At 44.9% G+C, this 7,825-nt stretch carries 5 protein-coding genes and 1 pseudogene; 5 read left to right on the top strand and 1 reads right to left on the bottom strand.

What is annotated here, in order from left to right:
* Positions 1 to 758 precede the first annotated feature (758 nt).
* Positions 759 to 929, top strand: coding sequence for a hypothetical protein (locus BIZ39_RS19265; protein WP_187447770.1), 171 nt, complete (start codon positions 759 to 761; stop codon positions 927 to 929).
* 370 nt (positions 930 to 1,299) lie between these two features.
* On the opposite strand, the pseudogene BIZ39_RS22555 reads toward BIZ39_RS19265, so the two are convergent.
* A pseudogene (locus tag BIZ39_RS22555) lies at positions 1,300 to 2,148 on the bottom strand (methyl-accepting chemotaxis protein); the annotation flags it as partial.
* A 359-nt stretch (positions 2,149 to 2,507) separates the two neighbouring features.
* On the opposite strand from BIZ39_RS22555, the gene BIZ39_RS19255 reads away from it, so the two are divergent.
* The 4 genes from BIZ39_RS19255 (at position 2,508) to BIZ39_RS19240 (ending at position 7,757) form a co-directional block, all read left to right on the top strand.
* Positions 2,508 to 3,398, top strand: a complete 891-nt coding sequence (locus tag BIZ39_RS19255) for a transporter (RefSeq protein ID WP_187447769.1) — start codon at positions 2,508 to 2,510, stop codon at positions 3,396 to 3,398.
* Between the two features lie 231 nt (positions 3,399 to 3,629).
* On the top strand, positions 3,630 to 5,537 hold the full coding sequence (locus BIZ39_RS19250; protein ID WP_187447768.1) for a sigma-54-dependent Fis family transcriptional regulator: 1,908 nt from the start codon (positions 3,630 to 3,632) through the stop codon (positions 5,535 to 5,537).
* Positions 5,538 to 5,706: 169 nt separating this feature from the next.
* The gene (locus BIZ39_RS19245; protein ID WP_187447767.1) at positions 5,707 to 6,255 is read left to right on the top strand and encodes a gluconate 2-dehydrogenase subunit 3 family protein; all 549 of its coding nucleotides are present in this window, start codon (positions 5,707 to 5,709) and stop codon (positions 6,253 to 6,255) included.
* A gap of 20 nt (positions 6,256 to 6,275) precedes the next feature.
* The gene (locus tag BIZ39_RS19240; protein WP_187447766.1) at positions 6,276 to 7,757 is read left to right on the top strand and encodes a GMC family oxidoreductase; all 1,482 of its coding nucleotides are present in this window, start codon (positions 6,276 to 6,278) and stop codon (positions 7,755 to 7,757) included.
* The last annotated feature ends 68 nt before the right edge of the window (positions 7,758 to 7,825 follow it).

Genomic DNA, 7,825 nt, shown 5'->3' with positions numbered 1-7,825 from the left:
TAGGCTCCAAGCTGAAAGTAAACCACCTCCGCAGCCATTTATTGGTGTGGTCTACAGAGGATTATGTCTTTTTAGAGGGGAAAATCCCTAGAACCCCAAGTTGAAACATTTCAACGTAAGCTAAATGTATATGAGTATGTGCAATATTGCGAGGCGCTTGGTTTAGAGCCAACTGAAGGACTCAGTTTTTTGAGAAAGAACTAGCGTCTAGTCCTTTTCTATAGAAATGGTTTCAGCTTTTACAATTTAACACTTCCACCTTTTATATTACTATGCTGCTTAGACTAAGAAGAAAGAGTTAAGTTATTGTGATTAATAATGTGTGCGAAGCGTTTGTTGATGTAACCCCCATTGTCACAAAACCGTTCTTTTGTGACTACAATTACACTACGCACGAACGAATGGCATCTTAATATCATGATTTTAAATATTTATACTTTAATCTTGTTTTGAATTCTCGTGTGAAGTTGTTCGCGCAATTTATTTTTTGTGAGCGTCAACATATATGGCTCAGGCAAATGAGCTAATATGTATTGCAAAATCCACTAACTCTCGGCAATGAATGCGAACAGGGGCAGCATTAAAGCCAAGGAATAACTGCAGGGCATTCCGATCAGTTTCAGCAGTTAGAAGACATCAAATCATTCCTCAAATATTAGCAGAGCTATTTGTTGCTAGCTGCGTTTCTGGCCATGCGTACAGTATTGTAAAGCTAGCGATCCATTAGAATAAGAGTCTTTACTAAGAGGGCCTATGGAATGCCGTTTTTAGAAAATGACGCAGTACAAATTACAGAGTATGAACTGGCTCTAGACTCGAATATTAGGGCCGAGCAGATTGAAGTTTTACTGCGCAATTTAGTGTCTTTACGACATGAGGAGGAAGATAAATTCGTGATTCCGTTCGATGACGTAATCGTTACGCTTTAAGTGTGAGATTCATATAGTTCGTTACAATATGTAAGGTGCATTCCGGCATTCCGGCATTCCGGACAATGATTCTGGGATAAACCATCCTTTGGTACTAATTTTAGATCTGAACACAAATTGACGAGAGTCGGTTTTTTATCTTTACGGAACGTCTCAATTTTAATAATTTCAGCTCAATTTACTTATGATCATTGGGCTTAACATTGCTCGCCTATCTTAAGTAAAGCTGAGATTGCTCCGACACCACTAAGTTGCAAACATCCCCGCGCTCTAAAAGTAGTGACAACGTGTTTAACGTTGACTGCTGCAAAAGTAATTTTTGATAAATCTCCCCGACGACCGCCGTTCTTTCCTTTGCACCCTGGGTGATCTCCACCATGGCCTCAAGTGCAAGGGTAGATTGATTTAAGCTGTCTTCACTGGCGACGACCGCGGCCTCCATACCATTACCAGCATCGGCAGACGTTTCCTTTAACTGCTTAACAATTGCTCCTATCTCTTCACTGGACGTATTAGCGCTATTTGCCAGCTCTCGCACTTCATTGGCAACGACTGCAAACCCTCTGCCATGCTCGCCTGCTCGGGCGGCCTCAATTGACGCGTTCAAAGCCAGTAAATTAGTTTGTTTAGCAATATCCTGAATCTGCCCGACAATAACCGCTATTTTGTCAGATTGATGGGTAAGCTGAATAAACACATTTTTTACCGTTACAATGTGCTCGGCCAAATATTCACTCGCCGTTTGACAATTCTTTGTATACTCGAAACTCTCATTCACTTTTTTGCCGGAGTAGCCCGCTAATTCCCTGGCTTTTTCCATACCCAGCAGAATCTCTGATAATATGGCTGAGGCTTTGGCGATTTCCGGGCACAGCTGCTCAATTACAGTCTCTTCTCTCTGTTTATCCTGAACGGCATTTTCCTGATCATTAGAAGGTAGTTGCTGACATAACGTCTGTGGCTCGTTTGCTGGCGGTTCAACTTCGACTTCCTGATATATGGTAAACACTTCAGATTTCGGGAACCGACGACCCAGGAGCATGACATAAATACTGCTCCCGGTTGCAATAATGCTAGCCAACAAACTTAATGAAACAGATCCGGAATAAAATGGTATGCCTGTAGCCAGCCACCACATTGAGAGTGCCAGCATTCCAAATCCGTATTGTTTTATTTTAATCTGCTTTACCTGCAGGTTTAACTTATCTGCCTTTTCCACGACATTCGCTCCTACTGCTTGTTAAAGGTCCATTCACCGTAAAAATCGCCGGCGTGAATGGAGTGCTGAGAGAATGCAAAATTAACACCGCATTTACAAACACCGAGAAAATAGCCGGACTCCACGCGGTACGCGATTTACCAGCAGGTAAAAGGATTTGACACGAATAGTCGCTACCGCAAAGTGTTTCATTTTGAGAATCACATAACACCTGGTGTAGTTTTTTAAAACACTCCGATATGTAATTTTATTAACATAACAAGGCTAAATGATTGTTTTGAAATACGGTTTTTGTTTATGGAATGTTAAATGCAATAACAAATATGACGTAATGCGTTAACTTTTATAAGGATAACTAGATGAAAAACACACGGTTAAAACCAGCTTTGCTGTCACTAAGCCTGTCATGTGCGGCATTAACTTCTACCGCTCAGGCAGCTCAGGTAGCTACCGATCCGGGTGACTACGCGCCACTTCCAGCGGGCATCGACCTGGGCATTTTGTACCTTCAGTCATTTGAAAACGATGAGTTCTACGTTAATGGCCAGCAGGTTGAAAACGGCCCGACGTTAAGTGCCGACATTGGCCTGTTGCGTTGGGTGCACTACATTGAACTGGGCGGTTTTATTATCGATCCTCAGGTGATCCTACCGTTTGGACAACTCAAACTTAATGCTGGCGGCGCAGAAATCGAAGCATCAGGCATTGGAGACCCTATACTAGGGGCCACTATCTGGCTGTATAATAACCCGGACACCAAACAAGCAGTTGGCGTAACAGGGCTGGTTTCAGTACCTTTAGGTAGTTACGACACTGAAAAAGGTCCAGTGAATCTAGGCGAAAACCGCACTAAGTTTATTACCCAGGCGGCCTTTATTACGCCAATCAGCGAGCAGTTTTCCCTTCATCTGGTGGGTGAATACACCTTCTTTGGCGATAATGACGATTTTGGCGCATCAGGGATCACCCGTAAACAGGACGATCAATACGGTTATCAGGTGCATCTGAACTACCATATTTCTGATACCACCACCGCCTCAGTAAACTATTACCACGACTTCGGTGCAGAATCTCAAGTGTCCGAAGTTGAGCAGCAGGACGAGCTGAACAATAACCGCTGGCAGGTTACGCTGCAGCACTTCTTACAACCAGATTTACAGGTGCAAGCTCAGTATGGCCGCAGTATTTCGGTAGAAAATGGCTTTTTTGAAACCGATCGCATTAATCTGCGTTTTGTAAAAGTGTTTTAAACTTGAAATAGTCTCCCTCAGAGTACAGGGTGTGCATAGCATTGATAAGTACATCCTGCTTTTACTTGGCAACCCCTCTACCAAATTCATATAGCGAACAAATATTCACATATAAAACATATTACAAATATTTTACAATTCATGCTAGACTGAAGCTTTATTTTTCGATTACCAGAAATTACGGTTGTTTTCGCTATGTGTTAGCACAGCAAACCCCAAAAGGTCGAAGTAATGAGCAATGAATTAAGTGTAATCCGTCAGCGTTTTATTGAAGGAGATGTTCAGGTAGCCAGCATGCTACCCAGTGCCATTCGGGAGTCGTGGCTTCGCTGTGCAGACCAAACCCTCCCCATGTCAGGCAAACTCGAATACAGTTTTATTAGGCCTGATCTTCTGGACCAGCTTAAATACCAGAATGAAGAGCTGCTTACGGTTTCAAACCGCCATGTCGAGCAGCTGTTCAGGGCTGTTGCAGGTGCCGGCTGGTCGGTCTTGTTAACTGATCAGGATTGTAATGCATTGCAGGTTCGCCAGGCTAATCGTCTAAGTAACTCGCGCATCGCCCAGGCCTTTAAAGACGGCATCATGCTGAATGAGAACGTGGTAGGTACAACGGCCATGTCCTGCGCAGTAAACAGTAAAAAGTTCAGCCGCGTATTTGGCGGCGAACATTACAAAGAGCAACACAACACTTTTCACTGTGCGGCGGCACCGGTTTTTGACCATATGGGCCGTTTATGCGCTTCTCTGGACATCACCAACGAACACTCCATTAACGATATGGCCGTGTTTTACATGCTTGAGACCTGCGCCAGAAATATCCAGAAATCGCTGATCCTGAATCTTAGCGATACCTATGTTATCGAGATTATTCCCTCTTCCGGGCAATTCGGTGATATCACTAATCTGCTGCTGGCGATTACGCCGGAAGGAAAGATGGTTGGCTGTAACGAAGCCGCTTCAACCTTTATTTCAGACCAGCGGCGCTTTTTTGATACCTGGTTCGACGGCTTATTCAGTTCCGATTTTCAGTTAGTCACCAGCAAACGCGCGGCAAATGGCGAACCGTTTTATTTAACCCTCCACTCGGGCGTCACCCTGGCCTCAAGAATAATCAGAACGCCTCAGGACGCCCCCGTAAAGCATACCAGTCAGTTTAATTACCCGGCCACTGTAGAAATTAAGCCTGAATCACAGACGACCTTCGGCGATGAACAGCTGACAAAGTCGGTACAACGCGGCGCCAGAGTGCTCAACCGTTTACCCGTTATGCTTTATGGTGAATCCGGCGTTGGTAAAGAAGTTACCGCCCGTCACCTGCACGATGCCAGTCAGTGTCGTGGAAAGTTTATCTCTATTAACTGCGCGTCGATTCCAGAAAACCTCATCGAAAGCGAACTGTTTGGGTATCAGGCCGGTGCGTTTACCGGTGCCGATAAAAATGGTTTTAAAGGGCGTATTGCCGAAGCCGACAAAGGTACCTTGTTTTTGGATGAAATCGGCGATATGCCTCTCGCCCTCCAAAGCCGTTTGTTACGGGTGCTGGAAACCCGCGAGGTGAGTCCGTTAGGATCATCAAAGGAACATAAAGTCGATTTTCAGCTTATCTGTGCAACGAATGTCAACCTTGAACAAGCCATTGATGAAGGCCGTTTTAGGCAGGATTTGTACTTTCGTTTAAAAGGCTTTGCCATTCCCATTAAACCCTTGCGGGAACGGGATGATAAACTGGCCATTGCTGCCACTATTGTTAACGCCGACTGCCAGCATAAACAAAGCCTGAGTGCCGAAGTTAAACGCTTTATTCAGTGTTATAACTGGCCTGGCAACATCCGCGAATTGCGCAATGTGTTGCTGTATGCCGATGCCATTGGTGATGAGACTACCCTCATTCAAATGGATGAGCTTCCCGACGAGTATCAAACCTGTCAGACCTGCGTATCTCAGCCCGCCATTTCGACATCTGCCCAGCCAATGGGATCAGGACGCTTACTGGATCAGGCCAGTCAGGAACTGATCAATCAGGTGGTTGAGGATTGCAGCGGCAATATGAGCCAGGCAGCGAAGACCCTGGGCATCTCCCGGGCCACGTTATACCGCAAACTGGCCAAAGAACGTTCTGACAGTGCATTAAACTGAGACTGGCACCTGCCTGGCAGTGTTTCAAAATGAAACACTGCCAAACCACTTTTCAAAAAACCAAATAAATATCAACAAATTAACTTTTAATTAACTTTTGGCACACTCCCTGCGTAACCATGCTGTACGTAGTTGTAATCGCTATAACACAACGATAAAGGGCAATCCAATGTCACATATTAATAATCAACGCAGGCAGTTCTTAAAACTGGCAACCGCCATCACCGCAACCGTCATGAGCTGTTCGTCTATGCAGGTCATGGCAGGCATTCTGACCGACGAAAACAAAATGGATGCAACCGAGCAGGCCGTATTTAAGAAAATGCTTGCTATCGCCTTACCTACCGAGGGCACTACCCTGGTGAATCCGGCCACGTTACCGGTTATCCCGACCATTGAAGGCGCACTATTGGCGGGCATGCCTCCTCATATCCGAAAAGGGCTTAGACAGGGAATTTACTACTTTAATCAAAGTGCCGAAAAAGCCTTTGGAAAGCCCTTCAGCCAATTGTCAGACCATGATGCAACCTCTTTTGTAGACCAATGGGCAGCTTCAGATGCAGCACCGCATCGCGCGCTCTCTATGGGAATTAAGAAACTAACCGTACTGGCTTATTGGGCCATTCCTACTACTTGGGCGCCATTAAATTATGACGGACCAGTATCTGATAAATGGGGCCTCAAAAAACGCGGCGTTACACCAGAACCACAAGCTTAACTATCGGTAGGAGTACAACGATGTCTACAAACAAAAATGAATTAAATGTATTAACCGCTGCCGATATGACAGCTGCACAACTTGAACTTGAAGCTGACGCCGTCATTATTGGCTCAGGTGCTGGCGGTGGTATCAACGCCTATGAACTTGCCAAAGCAGGCAAAAAAGTCATCGTGCTTGAAGCTGGCCCCTACGTACCCTCAGAAAAATTCACTGAGATGATGGCGGTTTCCATGGCAACCATGTATGAAGGTGAAGGTGCACAAAGTAATACAGATGGTGATATCACTGTTCTACAAGGTCGCTGTGTAGGTGGTTCGACTGTGGTTAATGCCGCACTTTGCTTTCGTACACCAGACTATTATCTAAAAAAATGGGCAAAAGAATACGGTCTGACAAACCTTACTCCAGAAGTCATGCTGCCTTACTTTGAAAAGGTGGAAAAGAACTTAGGGATCACTGAGGTTAAAGGCCACGAAACAAGTGTAGGTGCAGAATACATTAAAAAGGGCATGCAAAAATTAGATATGCCCATCGGTTTAGCAAGACGCAATATTCGTGATTGCGCCATTACAGGCTTTTGTTTTGCCGGCTGTAAGACCGATCGCAAGCAATCTATGATGGTCACCTATTTGCCTTGGGCATGTAATCACGGTGCTGTAATTTATGCAGATACTAAAGTCACCCGAATTAATACCAGCAACGGCAAAGCCAGTGGTGTTAGTGCTGAAGTGATAGACCCTAAAACCAATAAAGTGAAAACCCGTATGGTGGTTAAAGCCCCTATTGTTGTGCTTGCAGCAGGACCAACGGGCTCTCCACTATTGTTACAACAATCGGGCCTTGCTAATTCAAGCGGCCAGGTTGGAAAAAATTTCGCCTGTCACCCTTCACTGTCTGTCACGGCTATGTTTGACAAGAAGTTAAACGACTTCCACGGCGCAACACACAGTTTATTCGATGACAGTCACACACTGCCGGAGGACGGTGGTTGGATCCAACTAAACGCAGTTCAAGACCCAGTAGAAGCGTCATTTATGGCAGAGCCAGGAACTGGTAAGCCGTATGTTCGCTATATGCAGAATTACCCGAATTCAACCCGCTTGATAACCCTGATCCACGACAAAAATGTGGGCGAAGTAACGTTGGAAAATGGCTATAAAGAAATTCGTTATCAGGTTGATGATGAAGATTTTGAAGCAATGAAAAAAGGCCTTAAAGACAACGCACGCATTCTGTTTGCAGCCGGTGCGAAATATCTTTACCTACCCACTTCTGATAAACAAAGAATTAATGCTGTTGGTGAAATTGATTCAGTCATCGATGCATTAAAAAATGAGCCTGCACGTTATCGCTACACGTCATTTCATCCCCAAGGTACGTGTCGCATGGGTGCTGACAAGAGTAAAACAGTGGTTAACCCCTACGGCGAAACACATGATGTGAAAAAGCTTTATGTTGTGGATGCTAGCTGTAGCGACCTGACTTCTTATCCTGTCTGAACCGATTTTATCCGAACTTCCTGGCCCACAATCATTGATTTTACCCTATGAGGCTGGCTCACTTTAAT

Source organism: Alteromonas sp. BZK5, from assembly GCF_014349115.1.
In the GTDB taxonomy this organism is placed as follows: domain Bacteria; phylum Pseudomonadota; class Gammaproteobacteria; order Enterobacterales; family Alteromonadaceae; genus Alteromonas; species Alteromonas macleodii.
The sequence above is the reverse complement of the archived record's forward strand: the minus strand, read 5'-3'. Positions and strand labels throughout refer to the sequence as shown.

Bases quoted from the DNA above. Each gene is read 5' to 3' on its own strand.
- BIZ39_RS19255 (WP_187447769.1), top strand. From the start codon at position 2,508: ATGAAAAACACACGGTTAAAACCAGCTTTGCTGTCACTAAGCCTGTCA.
- BIZ39_RS19265 (WP_187447770.1), top strand. From the start codon at position 759: ATGCCGTTTTTAGAAAATGACGCAGTACAAATTACAGAGTATGAACTG.
- BIZ39_RS19245 (WP_187447767.1), top strand. From the start codon at position 5,707: ATGTCACATATTAATAATCAACGCAGGCAGTTCTTAAAACTGGCAACC.
- BIZ39_RS19250 (WP_187447768.1), top strand. From the start codon at position 3,630: ATGAGCAATGAATTAAGTGTAATCCGTCAGCGTTTTATTGAAGGAGAT.
- BIZ39_RS19240 (WP_187447766.1), top strand. From the start codon at position 6,276: ATGTCTACAAACAAAAATGAATTAAATGTATTAACCGCTGCCGATATG.